This is a genomic window from Saccharopolyspora thermophila (assembly GCF_014646075.1).
Taxonomy (GTDB): Bacteria; Actinomycetota; Actinomycetes; order Mycobacteriales; family Pseudonocardiaceae; genus Saccharopolyspora; species Saccharopolyspora thermophila.
Genome location: NZ_BMMT01000023.1, coordinates 60,122 through 73,326, shown reverse-complemented (window position 1 = coordinate 73,326; position 13,205 = coordinate 60,122). Strand labels below are relative to the sequence as shown.

The 13,205-nt window shown below is 67.9% G+C and carries 11 protein-coding genes; 6 read left to right on the top strand and 5 right to left on the bottom strand.

What is annotated here, in order from left to right:
* Positions 1-157: 157 nt before the first annotated feature.
* A complete protein-coding gene (locus IEY17_RS23590) occupies positions 158-391 on the bottom strand; it encodes a hypothetical protein (RefSeq protein ID WP_188991410.1) in 234 nt (77 codons plus the stop codon).
* On the bottom strand, positions 388-588 hold the full coding sequence (locus IEY17_RS23585) for a hypothetical protein (protein WP_188991408.1): 201 nt from the start codon (positions 586-588) through the stop codon (positions 388-390). The genes IEY17_RS23590 and IEY17_RS23585 overlap by 4 nt, the downstream gene beginning before the upstream one ends.
* A 738-nt stretch (positions 589-1,326) precedes the next feature.
* On the opposite strand from IEY17_RS23585, the gene IEY17_RS23580 reads away from it, so the two are divergent.
* The gene (locus IEY17_RS23580; protein WP_188991406.1) at positions 1,327-2,511 is read left to right on the top strand and encodes a helix-turn-helix domain-containing protein; all 1,185 of its coding nucleotides are present in this window, start codon (positions 1,327-1,329) and stop codon (positions 2,509-2,511) included.
* 147 nt (positions 2,512-2,658) lie between these two features.
* Positions 2,659-3,813 carry a tyrosine-type recombinase/integrase gene (locus IEY17_RS23575; RefSeq protein WP_188991404.1) on the top strand — a complete coding sequence of 385 codons (1,155 nt, stop codon included), beginning with the start codon at positions 2,659-2,661 and terminating at the stop codon, positions 3,811-3,813.
* 182 nt (positions 3,814-3,995) lie between these two features.
* Here the strand turns inward: IEY17_RS23575 and IEY17_RS23570 are convergent, their stop codons facing one another.
* Positions 3,996-5,234 carry an alpha-amylase family protein gene (locus IEY17_RS23570; protein ID WP_229680540.1) on the bottom strand — a complete coding sequence of 413 codons (1,239 nt, stop codon included), beginning with the start codon at positions 5,232-5,234 and terminating at the stop codon, positions 3,996-3,998.
* 215 nt (positions 5,235-5,449) lie between these two features.
* Here IEY17_RS23570 and IEY17_RS23565 point away from each other — a divergent pair, with 215 nt between their 5' ends.
* Together IEY17_RS23565 and IEY17_RS23560 are read left to right on the top strand one after the other, a co-directional pair.
* Positions 5,450-6,664, top strand: a complete 1,215-nt coding sequence (locus tag IEY17_RS23565; protein ID WP_188991402.1) for an acetyl-CoA C-acetyltransferase — start codon at positions 5,450-5,452, stop codon at positions 6,662-6,664.
* 14 nt (positions 6,665-6,678) lie between these two features.
* Positions 6,679-8,895 carry a 3-hydroxyacyl-CoA dehydrogenase NAD-binding domain-containing protein gene (locus IEY17_RS23560; RefSeq protein WP_188991400.1) on the top strand — a complete coding sequence of 739 codons (2,217 nt, stop codon included), beginning with the start codon at positions 6,679-6,681 and terminating at the stop codon, positions 8,893-8,895.
* 58 nt (positions 8,896-8,953) lie between these two features.
* On the opposite strand, the gene IEY17_RS23555 is transcribed toward IEY17_RS23560, so the two are convergent.
* Positions 8,954-9,793, bottom strand: coding sequence for a hypothetical protein (locus IEY17_RS23555; RefSeq protein ID WP_188991399.1), 840 nt, complete (start codon positions 9,791-9,793; stop codon positions 8,954-8,956).
* 129 nt (positions 9,794-9,922) lie between these two features.
* Positions 9,923-10,528 (bottom strand): TetR/AcrR family transcriptional regulator, encoded by a 606-nt coding sequence (locus IEY17_RS23550; protein WP_373289920.1) that lies wholly within the window; start codon positions 10,526-10,528, stop codon positions 9,923-9,925.
* Positions 10,529-10,613: 85 nt separating this feature from the next.
* On the opposite strand from IEY17_RS23550, the gene IEY17_RS23545 reads away from it, so the two are divergent.
* On the top strand, positions 10,614-12,110 hold the full coding sequence (locus tag IEY17_RS23545) for a flavin-containing monooxygenase (protein WP_188991397.1): 1,497 nt from the start codon (positions 10,614-10,616) through the stop codon (positions 12,108-12,110).
* An 82-nt stretch (positions 12,111-12,192) separates the two neighbouring features.
* Positions 12,193-12,864, top strand: a complete 672-nt coding sequence (locus IEY17_RS23540) for a DUF6319 family protein (RefSeq protein WP_188991395.1) — start codon at positions 12,193-12,195, stop codon at positions 12,862-12,864.
* Positions 12,865-13,205 lie beyond the last annotated feature (341 nt).

Here is a 13,205-nt window from a genome sequence, read left to right as displayed (position 1 = left end):
GGTCCACCGATGCCACCAGGCCCGGTGACACCACCCCCCGGATCATCCGTTCGACTGGGGGACAAAGTCATGCCGAGCCTGGCGACCAGAGCTCCAAGATCAGAGCCGCGAAAACGGTAACGGGGGGGCAAGTGGACTGCGACACGGCCACCGGGGTCTAGGCGGCGTTGGCGTGGAGGCGTGCGATTACGCAGGCGCGGCAGCCGACCACGCTGATGAGTCGTGCGTGGGTGGGTGCGTCGCTGCCGACGATGCGGGAGTCACACCATGTCCAGCTGTAGCGGTGCGGGTTGCGTTCGTGTGCCACGCGATGGTGGTCAATCCAGATTTCGGCGTGCTCGCCGGAATCGGTGGTGGTGTCGGCGAACAGCGGTGCGGCGGTGCTGCTCACTCGGGGGGCACCGCCTTTCTGCGCAGCTTGGCAAACTCGGCCGGGCATCGGCTGCACGGGTCTGGGCTGGGTTGGCACGGGTCCGGCGGTATCAGGGAGTTTCGGGGAACGCCGCACAGCGCAGCATTCGCGCCGAGCTGGATGTAGTGCACCACGTTGTTGGTGGAGATCATCCGGCGGACGTTATCGATGGTCATCCCTGCGGCTCCCTCGTGGGCGCAGCATTGCGCACGGTGGCGCTGGGCTCGGCCAGGTAGGCCGGGCCGTGAGCGTCGTGCTCGTGCTGAGCTACGAGGTCCCTGCGGAGGCTGGAGAACAAGCAGCGCGCGGCAGAACACCGCCAAATGACGGTGTAGTCCGGTGAGAAAGTGCGTTTCGGCAACGGTTCCCTCCCCAGGTGTGTTGGTTGTTGGGAAGGCGGGACCGGGCCCTCCCCCTAGCCCGGTCCCCGCCGGGGTGCCGTCGCCCGAGGGATCGCAGAGCGCGGCACCCATCAAGGAAGGCAGGACCGGCGGTGGTGGCGACCACCGGCCCCGCCGTTGCCGCTCCAGCACTCCAACAGCGGTCCGGCCGTGTTGGGGGACGGGAGGACGCATCAGGTGCGTTCGCGGCACACCCTGAAACTAGTGAGACTCAGGTGCATGAAGTGACACTAAAGTGACAATGCGTGCTGGTGGTGTCGGAGGACGATCGTGGAGACGTACGCTGATGCTGCCGTTGTCCAACAGGTGATCTCCGCGCACATGTCCCGCCTTCCGCACCGTGGGATGGAATGCGGGATTGGTGATCGGTTGGGGGCTCGGTCACTGATCCCGCCTGACCAGCACGTTAGGAGAGGTCAAGAACGGCGGGTAACAGGAAAGTGACAGTCCGTTCAGGTGACATCGGTACCCTGTGCGTGCAACCAAGCATCTGATCTACCGGGAGGGGTTCCCGTGACGGACACGCTGGGCGTTGGCGATCGAATCGCCACCGAACGGAAGCTAGCTGGCCTGACACAGCATCAGCTAGCCCAGAAGGCCGCCTACAGCTTGAGCTTGGTTCGGGCCGTGGAGCAGGGACGCAAGCCAGCCTTGCCGGGATTCATCGCGGCCGTGGCGCGGACACTCGGGATTGATCCGGAACAGCTAACGGGCACGCCGTACCGCGACACCATCGAAGAAGACGGCCCATTGGAAGGCATGGCCGAGCTTCGCGCGATACTGGCGGAAGGCGCCTACGTCCGGCCTGTCGAGCCTGACCCCTTGGACGAGATGGCGGCCGAAATGGATCGCGTGAATCTCGTCTACCGGAACGATAAGGGCAGGCAAGCGCTGGTCCGGCTTCCCGCACTGATCCGTCAACTTCACGGTGCATTGCACACGGCTAATTCGGATGGTGAACGTGGGCGAATATTCACCCTACTGTCCAGCGCTTACGTCACAGCGGAAAGGCTTTGCCGACGTTTCGGGTTTATGTCGTTGACGACACCCGCTGTTGACCGCTTGGAATGGGCTGCGGAACGAGCGGATGATCCGCTCTATGTCGCGCAAGCGAAGGTCAAGCGTTGTCGTGTGCTCATGTATCTAGGCTCCACCGAAGTGGGGCTTTCGCTAGTGGACCAAGGTCTTAATCTCATTAATGGTGGCGACGAGCAAGCGCTAGCCGTGCGCGGATATGCGCACCTATGCGGAGCTATTGCTGCAGCCCGAGGGCGAAAGCCGGATATTGCGCGTGCGCACATCGAAGAAGCGCGAAGCATTTCCAAGTACATGAACGGTGAGAGCGACGCCTACGGAACCTTGTTCGGCCCTGCGAACGTGAGTATTCATTCCTGCGCCGTGGAACTGGAAGCGGGTGACCCTGGCAAGGCGGCGCAGGAAGGTTCCGCGCTTCGACTGCCCAAACAGATTGCACCTCCACGTGCGGGTCACCATTGGCAAGACACGGCCCGCGCGTGGCTGCTGGCTGGTCAACCCGGAAAGGCTCTCGACGCGCTACACCTGGCAAGGAGAGTCGCGCCACAACAAACACGATTGCATCCGAGCGTAAGAGAGACCCTACGGGGTATTGCAATGTCCGAACGTCGGCGAACGGACAGCCTGTCCAATTTTGTCGGGTGGGTCGGCCTGAAACTCTAAAACGACATCGAACCCCGACACCCCCGCTGGAACGAGTGGGGGCGTCTTGTTGTGCGGGCCGAGGGGGGCGACGAGTCGGCTTTGGTCCGACTTTCGGGGGTAGTCGGTCTGTGTGGGGCGTGGGACCGTTGCGAAGGTCGGGGGTTTGTGGGACAAGGTTCCCGCATCGTAAATCCGACCATGTGGTTGGTTTTGGCCGGTGCGCTAGAGCAGCCGCAGAGTTTCCCGGACAAGTGCAAGCGCCAAGCCGAGGCGTTCAAGACCCGAATTGAGTCGGAGATCCTCTCCGGCGCCTACATCGACCCGGACGCGGGAAAGCGTAGCTTCGCCTCCTACGTGGCCAACTGGATTCAGGGGCAGGCCCCGGACCCGGCCAGCCGAGAAGTGATCGAAAGGCAGATCCGGGCCCGCCTGGTGCGGTTCTTCGGCTCGATGACGATGGAACGGGCCGCACAACCGAGCTCGGTGCGGGACTGGCTGGAATGGCTGCGCCAAGACCCGAAAGTGGGTGTGAACTACCAGGCGCAGTTATTCGACCTGCTGTCCTCCATACTCTCCGGCGCGGTTGCTGACAAACTCATCCGCGAGAACCCGATGCGATCCGGCAGTATCAAGCGCCCGACCCCGGTGCCGCACAAGGCGGTGCCGTGGGACGCGTCCCGGTGCTCGGCAGTCAAGGCCGCGATGCCTGCCCGACAACGGATCGCAGTCGACCTGGGAACTGGTCTGGGCATGAGACAGGGCGAAATCTTGGGGTTCTCCCCTGATGACATCGAAACCACCGACGACGGCACGATCGTCCACATCCAACGCCAGGCGCGCATCGTCGGTGGTGAGCTGGTGTTCCGGCTGCCCAAAGGCCGTAAAACCCGCATCGTCCCGCTCTCAGATGCGCTGAGAGACGAGATTAGCGAACATGCCCGGAAGTACCCGGCGGTGCCGGTGACGCTGCCCTGGGACCGCCCAGGCGGCAAACCGGTCACCGCCCGCCTGCTCCTCGTCCGCGCACCTGGACAGGCGTGGGACGGCCGGACGTTCAACGCTCAGGCGTGGAGACCCGCGTTCACCAACGCCGGACTGGCTCACCGGGGCCGCATCGACGGCATGCACGCGCTGCGCCACACTTTCGCCTCAACCCTGCTCGCTGCCGGGGTTACAGTCCGAGAGCTGGCGGACTACCTGGGCCACAAGGACCCCGGCTTCACCCTCCGCGTTTACACTCATCTGTTGCCGTCGTCTCACGACCGGGCACGCGCCGCGATCGACGCTCAGCTCACGGCCAACGACGCAAGCGCAGCCTGACACGGCCTGTAGACGGCCTGACAAGATCCACAAGATATAAAACCGCTGGTCAGGGCACATATGCTCCTAGATGGTTCCCTTGTGCACGTCAGGGCCACCGGACCCGCACGTCGCGGGCGCCGGACACGACCCGGGATGACACCGGCCGCGGCGCGGGAGGATCCGCGCCGCGGCCGGCTCGGTCAGCGCTTCGGCCTGACGCGCAGCAGCGTCACGCCGTGCGACGGGACCTCGGCGCTGATCTCGCCGTCGGTCACGGTCCAGGTGTGCGCCCACAGGTCACGCACGGCGTACCGCGGGGCCGGTCGGGCGCCGATCTCCTCGGCGGTGGTGCTGATGGTGGCTGCCTCGTCGCCGCGGTTGAACAGCGCGACCGCGCGGGAGCCGTCGGCGAGCTCCTTGACCCAGACCTCGTGGTCGCCGTCGTCGCGCACCGGAGCGCCCTGCCTGCCGAGAGCGTCCTGGTTGACTGCGATCACCTCGCCGTTGGTCAGGATCCGCTGGATGTTCTCGGGCATGTGGCGCACGTCGTTGCCCGCGATCAGCGGCGCGGCCATGATCGACCACATGCTGAAGTGCGCCACGGCCTCGGTGTCGGTCAGACCGGGGTAGCCCTCGACGTCGTGGACGCCGACTTCCAGCATGTCGGGGTCGTTCCAGTCGCCGGGACCCGCGTAGTCGGCGAGTTTCCCGTTGGCGTCGATGATGTTGACCACGCCCATCGGGTAGCCGTCGGCGTTGCCGGTGTCCCAGGTGGGTTTGATGTCGTCGGTGGTGCGCCACAGGTGGGCGCCGACGTCCGGTGCCCACTCCCAGGGGGCGTTCTCGCCCCATTCACAGACCGAGTAAACGATGGGGCGCCCGGTGGCGCGCAGCGCCTCGCCCATCGCGGCGTAGCGCTCGGTCGCCGGAATTCCCTGGTTGTTGCAGTTGTCGTACTTGAGGTAGTCGACTCCCCACTCGGCGAAGGTCCGGGCGTCGACCTCCTCGTGGCCCAGCGCGCCGGGCATGGTGTTCGCGCACGTCCGGGTGCCCGCACTCGTGTAGATACCGAGCTTGAGGCCCTTGTCGTGCACGTAGTCGGCCAACGCCCTGATGCCGCTGGGGAAGCGTTCGTGGTGTGACTCCAGCTCGCCCTCGGCGTTGCGCTCCGGCTCCGCCCAGCAGTCGTCGATGTTGACGTATCGGTACCCGGCGTCGCGCATGCCGGAGGTGACGATCGCGTCGGCGGTCTCGCGGATGAGCTGTTCGGTGATGTTGCACCCGAAGGTGTTCCAGGAATTCCAGCCCATCGGCGGGGTCGCGGCCAGGTCCTCGTGCTCTGGGGTGCCGAATGCGGCGGGGGCCAGGGCCACGAAGGTGGTCACTGCGGTACTGAGGGACACGATCAGCTTCGCTCGGCTGGATCGTCTGGACGTCATCGCCTCTCCTCGCTCGCTGCGGCCGGGACCGAGCTCAGCCCCGACCGGCCGGGCATGCCCCAACATAGAACATCAACGAACAGAAATGAACAATTCTGACGATAGGGTGAACGCGAGCTGGGAACCGTCGGAAGGGGCGGTGGACTTTCCTTGTGACAGTGTCGGTGTCACACTCTGGGTGGAGTACCTGCCGCAACGAGGAGGCACGCCACACCATGTCCGAGGCGTTCGTCTACGACGCGATCCGCACACCACGCGGTCGCGGCAAGCAAACCGGCTCGCTGCACGGGGTCAAGCCGATCAGCCTGGTCGTGGGTTTGATCCGGGAACTGCAGCGCCGTCATCCCGAGCTGGATGCCGAGCTGATCGACGACGTCGTACTCGGCGTGGTCTCCCCGGTGGGCGACCAGGGCGCCGACATCGCCAAGACCGCGGCGCTGGCCGCGGGCCTGCCCGAGACGGTCAGCGGCGTGCAGCTCAACCGCTTCTGCGCCTCCGGCCTGGAAGCGGTCAACGTCGCCGCGCAGAAGGTGCGCTCCGGCTGGGAGGACGCGGTCCTCGCCGGCGGCGTCGAGTCGATGTCCCGGGTCAAGATGGGCTCCGACGGCGGCGCCTGGGCGATGGACCCGGAGACCAACTACCAAACGTCCTTCGTCCCGCAGGGCATCGGTGCCGACCTCATCGCCACCATCGAGGGATTCGACCGCACCACAGTGGACACCTACGCCGCGGAGTCGCAGACCCGCGCCGCCAAGGCGTGGGCCGACGGGCGCTTCGCGCGTTCCGTGGTGCCGGTGCTGGACCGCAACGGCCTCACCATCCTCGACCGCGACGAGCACATCCGCGCCAACACCACCGTGGACAGCCTCGCCGCGCTCAAGCCGTCCTTCGCCGACATCGGTGAACTCGGCGGTTTCGACGCGGTCGCGCTGCAGAAGTACCACTGGGTGGAGCGCATCGACCACGTCCACACCGCGGGCAACTCCTCCGGCATCGTCGACGGCGCCGCGCTGGCGCTCATCGGCAGCGAAGCCCTCGCCGAACGCACCGGCCTGCGGCCCCGCGCCCGCATCGTGGCCGCCGCGCTCAGCGGCGCCGACCCGACCATCATGCTCACCGGCCCCGGCCCGGCGGTGCGCAAGGTGCTGGCCAAGGCGAACCTGAGCATCGACCAGATCGACCTGGTGGAGATCAACGAGGCGTTCGCCGCCGTGCCGCTGAAATTCATGAAGGAGTTCGGCGTCCCGCACGACAAGGTCAACGTCAACGGCGGGGCCATCGCCATGGGGCACCCGCTGGGTGCCACCGGGGCGATGATCCTGGGCACCCTCATCGACGAACTCGACCGCCGCAACCTGCGCTACGGCCTTGCCACGCTGTGCATCGGCGGCGGCATGGGCATCGCGACTGTCGTGGAACGGATCGGCTGAAGGACACATCACAGATGAGCGAGCAGAACACCATCCGCTGGGAGTCCGACGCCGACGGCATCGTCGTGCTGACCCTGGACGACCCGCAGCAGCAGGCCAACACCATGAACGAGCGCTACACGCGCAGCATGGAGCAGACGCTGCAGCGCCTGGAAGCAGAACGCGACAGCATCACCGGCGTCATGCTCACCTCCGCCAAGAGCACCTTCTTCGCCGGCGGTGACCTGCGCGACCTGATCCAGGCCCGCCCCGGCGACGCGGCGCGGGTCGCGGACACCACCACGACCATCAAGAACCAGCTGCGCCGCCTGGAAACCCTCGGCAAACCGGTCGTCGCCGCCCTCAACGGCACCGCCCTCGGCGGTGGCCTGGAGATCGCGTTGGCCTGCCACCACCGCATCGCGCTCAACGCGCCCGGCGTGCGCTTCGGCTTCCCGGAGGTCACCCTGGGCCTGCTGCCCGGCGCCGGTGGCGTGGTCCGCGCCGTGCGGCTGCTGGGCATCGCCGACGCGCTGCTCAACCTGCTGCTGCAGGGCCAGCGGGTACGCCCGGACAAGGCCGCTGAACTCGGCATCATCGACGAACTGGTCGACACCCCCGACGCGCTGCTGACCCGCGCCAAGGAATGGATCAGGGCCAACCCGCAGGCCAGCCAGCCGTGGGACCGACCCGGTGACAAGATCCCCGGCGGCACCCCGTCCAACCCGAAGTTCGCCGCAAACCTGCCCGCCTTCCCGGCGAATCTCCGCAAACAGCTCAAGGGCGCCCCGCTGCCCGCGCCCCGCAACATCCTGGCCGCCGCGGTGGAGGGCACCCAGGTCGACTTCGACACCGCGCTGGTCATCGAGACCCGCTACTTCGTGGAGCTGGTCTGCGGTCAGACCGCCAAGAACATGAGCAAGGCGTTCTTCTTCGACCTCCAGCACATCAACTCCGGCGGCAGCCGCCCCACCGGTCAGCCGACCTGGAAGGCGAGCAAGGTCGCCGTGCTCGGCGGTGGCATGATGGGTGCCGGCATCGCCTACGTGTGCGCCAAGGCCGGGATGCAGGTCGTCATCAAGGACATCTCGCTGGCAGCCGCCGAGAAGGGCAAGGCGTACTCGGCGAAGCTACTGGAGAAGGCCGTCGCCAAGGGACGCTCCACGCAGCACCAGGCCGACGAGCTGCTGGCCCGCATCACCCCCACCGACCAACTGGAGCCGCTGGCCGGGTGCGACCTGGTCATCGAGGCCGTCTTCGAGGACCCGGCGGTCAAGCACCAGGTCTACGCCGAGGTGCAGGACGTCGTCGACGCCGACGCACTGATCGCCTCCAACACGTCCACGCTGCCGATCACCGAGCTGGCCGAGGGCGTCCGCCGCCGCGAGGACTTCATCGGCCTGCACTTCTTCTCCCCGGTCGACAAGATGCCGCTGGTGGAGATCATCCGCGGTGAGCACACCAGCGACCGGGCGCTGGCCCGCGCGTTCGACGTGGTGCAGCAGATCAAGAAAACCCCCATCGTGGTCAACGACAGCCGCGGTTTCTTCACCAGCCGCGTCATCGGCACCTTCCTCAACGAGGGCGTCTCGATGCTCGCCGAGGGCATCCACCCGGCCTCCATCGAGCAAGCCTCCGCGCAGGCCGGGTTCCCCACCCCGGTGCTGCAGCTGTTCGACGAGCTCACCCTGACCCTGCCGCGCAAGATCCGGGAGGAGACCAAGCGGGCTGTGGAGGCGGCCGGCGGCACCTGGACACCGCACCCCGCCGAGCCGGTGCTGGACCGCATGGTCGAGGAGTTCGACCGCAAGGGTCGCTCCAGCGGCGCCGGGTTCTACGACTACGTCGACGGCAGGCGCGTCGGCCTGTGGCCGGGGCTGGTGGAGCACTTCGGCGCGGCCGACCGGGACCCGTCGACGGTGGATCTGACCGAGCTCACGGAGCGCCTGCTGTTCGTGGAGGCGCTGGAAACGGTGAAGTGCCTCGACGAGGGTGTGCTGCGATCGGTGCCGGACGCCAACATCGGCTCCCTGTTCGGCATCGGCTTTCCCGCCTGGACCGGCGGTGTCGTGCAGTACATGAACGGCTACCCGGGTGGGCTGGCGGGATTCGTCGCCCGCGCCCGCGAACTCGCCGAACGCCACGGGGACCGGTTCCAGCCGCCGGAGTCGCTGGTGCGCCGCGCCGAGGCGGGTGAACCGTTCGACCTCGGCGAACCAGACAGCGGCATCGTCGCGGCCACGGCCGCCTGACCTGCGACGCGACGAGCGGCCCCGGGAATGTCTCCGGGGCCGCTCGTTCCTGCCCTGATCAGCGCAGCGCGCTGGTGACGGTGCTGGGGTCCGGCAGCTGGCCGGTGATCCGGTGCACCGTGGGGTGGGGCAGAGCATCGGTGAGCTGCCGCGCGGTCTCCTCCACGGCAGCACCCGCGCCCGCGTCCAACTCGGACACGGCGGGCACCTCGTCGGCGACGGGGAGGGCCCGCGCCACCTTCGGCAGGGTCACCCGCTCTCCGGACGTCTGCAGCGGGTTCGTCCGCAGCAGCGGGGCGACCGCGGCACCCGGGTCGCTCAGCGGAACGGAGCTGAAGCCCTGCGCGGCGGTGAGGTCGAGCGCGGTGTCCACTGCGGACACGCCCTGGTGGCCGGGGGTGCGCGGCCCGATCTCGGCGTCCAGCAGCGCGGCGTTGGGCACCCGCTTGTCAACCACACCGAGGTGGTCCGGCAGCACCGAACCGCCGATCGTCGGCCGGGTCCTGGTCAGCTGCTCGACGCGCGCGGCCTGGGTGGCGACGTGGCCGAGGACCCGGTCCGGCTTGCCGGGAGCCAGCAGCGGGCGGCCGTCCCGCAGTTCACCGGCCACCCCGTGCGCGGTGGTGGTGATGTCCACACCCACCTGCTTGACCAGGTTCGGCGACCCCGCGTGCAGCTGCGCGTCCGCGCACGGGGCCTTGGTCGGGCCGAAACCGGCCCCTTCCTGCATCTGGCAGGCGTTCACCGGGGCGAAGAAGCCGACGTGGTCCGGGACGGACGACAGGTCCGGCTTCGGGAGTTCCGGGTTCTCCGCGGCATTGGCGGCACCGGTCCCGACTGCGGCGAACCCCGCGGCCACAACGGCTGCCTGTACTGTGCGCGTGGTCCAGGGGCGCAAGATTTCTCCTTGACTCCGATTTCGTTGGCACGGCTGCATCGGTATCGGAGGACGTGCCGACGATCTTGACCCCGTGGACCGGATACCGCACGAACGAGTGAGTTCGGGCGGGTTTCACGCCGTGAGTTGTCACATCGCGAGGCTGGGCAGCAGCAGCGCCATCAGGTGCTCGGTAGCCTGCTCCGCCGTCACCTCGGGGCGGCGCTCCCGCCACAGTGCGAGCCGTTCGCACGCGCCGATGATGGCCTCGGCGAACGCCTCCGACTGCAGCCGGTCCAGGTCCGGGCGGGCGTGCTCCAGCAGACCGGCGGTGAACTCCACCTGCTGCATCCGGATCGCCTCCAGCTCGGAGTTCACCGAAGCGCTCGGCACCGCCGCCTCGTTGCGCAGCAGCGCCCACGCCTGCGCGTGGTCGTCGCTGAACCGGAAGAAGGCCAGCAGGCAGTCGTGCAGCAGCTGCTCGGGAGTGCTGGCGCCCGCGGCGGCGACCGTCGTGGCCTCGATCAGCTCCCGCTTGGCGCGCTGCAGGCACGCCAGCAGCAGCCCCTCCTTGGAGCCGAAGTACTCGTACAGCATCGGCTTGGACAACCCGACCCGCGCCGCGATGTCGTCCATCGACGCCGCCTGGTAGCCGTCGGCGGCGAAGACCTCCTCGGCCACGGCCAGGATCTGCCGTTCCCGCTCGGCCCGCGGCATGCGCCTGCGCCCGGTCGTGGGTGCGTGCTGCGTCTCCACGAAACACACCCTACCGCAAGTAACCTACTTGCAGTAGGCTACTGATGAGTAGATCGTGGGGTGACCGGTGTCCAAGGAGGGCCTGATGGTGCAACCGCAATCGCGGGACCAGCGCAGATACCGAACCTCGGTGGTCATCGTGGGAAGCGGGTTCGCCGGGCTCGGGATGGCGATCAAGCTCAAGCAGGCCGGAATCGACGACTTCATTGTCCTGGAGAAGGCCGCCGACCTCGGCGGCACCTGGCGCGACAACACCTACCCCGGCTGCGCCTGCGACGTGCCGTCACTGATGTACTCGTTCTCCTTCGAGCAGAACCCCGCCTGGTCCCGAGTGTTCGCCGAGCAGCAGGAGATCTCCGACTACCTGCAGCACTGCGCGGACAAGTACGGGGTGCGCGACCACATCCACTACGGCGTGCGGTTCACCGGCGCCGAGTACGACGAGGACACCGCCACCTGGCGGGTCGCCACCGCGGACGGCGCCGAGTACGTCGGGCGCGCCCTGGTCTCGGGCATCGGCGCCCTGCACATCCCCAGCTATCCCGAGTTGCCCGGCCTGGAACGCTTCGAAGGCGAGGTCTTCCACTCCGCCGAGTGGAACCACGACTTCGACCTGACCGGCAAGCGCGTGGCGGTCATCGGCACCGGCGCCAGCGCCATCCAGTTCGTGCCGCGCATCGCCAGGCAGGTCGAGCAACTCCACCTGTTCCAGCGCACCCCGCCGTGGATCCAACCCAAACCGGACCGCCCCATCCCCGAATCCGTGCAGCGCTGGTTCCGCCGTGTTCCGCTGGCCCAGCGCGCCGCCCGCGCGGCGCTGTACTGGGGGCTGGAGGCCCGCTACATCGCGGTGTTCAACCGCCGCCTCGGCAAGATCGCCGAAACCCTGTCCAAGCGCCACATCCGCAAGGTCATCAAGGACCCGCAGCTGCGCGCGGCGGTCACCCCCGACTACGCCATCGGCTGCAAGCGGATCCTGCTCTCCAGCGACTACTACCCGACGCTGAACCGGTCCAACGTGGACCTCGTGACCAGCGGTGTGACCGAGGTGCGGGAGCGCTCCGTGGTCACCGGCGACGGCCGGGAACACCCGGTGGACGCCATCATCTTCGGCACCGGCTTCCACGTCACCGACGGCTTCGCCCACCTCGACATCACCGGCCGCGACGGGCGCAAGCTGCAGGACGCCTGGCGCAACGGCATGGAGGCATACCTCGGCATCGTCGTCTCCGGCTTCCCCAACCTGTTCTTCCTACTCGGCCCCAACACCGGACTCGGTCACAACTCGGTCGTGTTCATGATCGAGTCGCAGATCAACTACGTGCTCAGCTGCCTGAAGCCGATCTGCCGCGGCGACATCGCCCAGGTGGACGTGCGCCAGCCCGTGCAGGACGCCTACAACGCCGAGATCCAGGCCAAGCTCACCCACGCCGTGTGGTCGGTGGGCGGCTGCCGCAGCTGGTACCTCGACGAGAACGGCGTCAACCGCACCATCTGGCCCGGCTTCACCTGGAAGTACTGGCTGCGCACCCGGAAGGCCAACCCCGCCGACTTCGAGATCACCGCCGGCCGACGTCGTTGAAGCTTCGCACGGGCGTTCGATATAGTGGGAGAGTCCCTGTCGAACCGCCCCGCTGGGGCGCACCCTGGAGCAAGAGGCGGCGATGTCTCCGCTGTCGTCCGAGGACCTGCGCGAAATCCGCGACGAGTTGAACGCCGGGACCACACCGACAGTGTGGTTCACCGCCGCGGCCGTGGGCGTCCCCGAAGGGCGCTCCGGCAAGGTCATCGCGCTCGGCGAGCCCGCGGAGGGGGACTTCATCCAGGTCCGCCCCGCCGGGTCGAAGGACGTCCTGTCCTTCTCCACCGCCGAAGTGACGCGGGTCAAGCCGCCGCGCAAGCGCCCGGTAGCCGCCGAACCACCACCGGCGAAGCCGGCTCCGGCGGCGAAGCCGCGACCAGCGGCGGAGCCTCGCCCCGCGGTGGAGTCGAAGCCGCAGGCTGCCAAACCGCAAGCGACCAAGCCACGAGCGGCGAAGCAGGCGAGCGGAACGGCGCGGCGCAAGCCGGTGATCGGTGGAGCCACCGTCACGCTGACGGCGGACCAAGACGGGCAGTGGAGCGTCGAGGTCACCACCGGCAAGAAGCGCGTGGTGCGTCCAACGCCGGTGGCGGCCAGCGCCGTCGCGCAAGCGGCGAAGGCCCTCCACGACCAAGTCGCGGCAGCTGTCGAGCCGCTGATCGAAGCGGCGCGAGAGCAGCAGCGAGCCCGCGTGGAGCAGCTGCGCGCGGAACTCGAAGCGGCCCAGGCGGCCCTCGACGAACTCTCCCGCTAACCACCACCCAACGGCTCACCCACCCCACACCACCCCGGCCAGCACGGCTGCCCGGGCGGTCCCGTCGTGCCACGCGACCCGCCTGCAGCCACCCACCACCAGAACAAGCGAACCCACCACCCCAACCCCACCGGGCCGCCTACCGAAGCAAGGGAACTTTCCTGCCACCCGCCCATGCCCACGACAGAGAGCAAGGGAACGGGAAGGCCCCGCCTGGGTCCCCGGCAGGTTGATGTCCTGCGTGACGTTGCCGAAGCCGGGGTTCTGGTTCGCCGCAGACTGCAGGCGTTGTCGGCTGCCACGTTGAGCTGCTCAACCGGGATGGACACGGACCGGGGACA

Bases quoted from the DNA above. Each gene is read 5' to 3' on its own strand.
- IEY17_RS23585 (WP_188991408.1), bottom strand. From the start codon at position 588: ATGACCATCGATAACGTCCGCCGGATGATCTCCACCAACAACGTGGTG.
- IEY17_RS23570 (WP_229680540.1), bottom strand. From the start codon at position 5,234: ATGACGTCCAGACGATCCAGCCGAGCGAAGCTGATCGTGTCCCTCAGT.
- IEY17_RS23565 (WP_188991402.1), top strand. From the start codon at position 5,450: ATGTCCGAGGCGTTCGTCTACGACGCGATCCGCACACCACGCGGTCGC.
- IEY17_RS23560 (WP_188991400.1), top strand. From the start codon at position 6,679: ATGAGCGAGCAGAACACCATCCGCTGGGAGTCCGACGCCGACGGCATC.
- IEY17_RS23545 (WP_188991397.1), top strand. From the start codon at position 10,614: ATGGTGCAACCGCAATCGCGGGACCAGCGCAGATACCGAACCTCGGTG.
- IEY17_RS23540 (WP_188991395.1), top strand. From the start codon at position 12,193: ATGTCTCCGCTGTCGTCCGAGGACCTGCGCGAAATCCGCGACGAGTTG.